Annotated in this window: 1 pseudogene; it reads left to right on the top strand. The window is 66.8% G+C overall.

What is annotated here, in order from left to right:
- Positions 1-373, top strand: a pseudogene (locus TN53_RS42925) (DNA-directed RNA polymerase subunit alpha); the annotation flags it as partial.

Genomic DNA, 373 nt, shown 5'->3' with positions numbered 1-373 from the left:
CGAGCCGGTCGTGATGTACCTGCGCAAGCAGGGCCCGGGTCTGGTCACCGCCGCCGACATCGCGCCCCCGGCCGGTGTCGAGGTGCACAACCCCGACCTGGTCCTGGCCACGCTCAACGGCAAGGGCAAGCTGGAGATGGAACTGACGGTCGAGCGTGGCCGCGGTTACGTCTCCGCCGTGCAGAACAAGCAGCTCGGTCAGGAGATCGGCCGCATTCCGGTCGACTCGATCTACTCGCCGGTGCTGAAGGTCACGTACAAGGTCGAGGCGACCCGTGTCGAGCAGCGCACCGACTTCGACAAGCTGATCGTCGACGTCGAGACCAAGCAGGCGATGCGTCCGCGTGACGCCATGGCCTCCGCCGGTAAGACG

The organism is Streptomyces sp. WM6386 (assembly GCF_000972385.1).
Lineage (GTDB): Bacteria > Actinomycetota > Actinomycetes > Streptomycetales > Streptomycetaceae > Streptomyces.
Note: the sequence above shows the minus strand (reverse complement) of the source record. Positions and strands in the feature narration are given on the sequence as shown.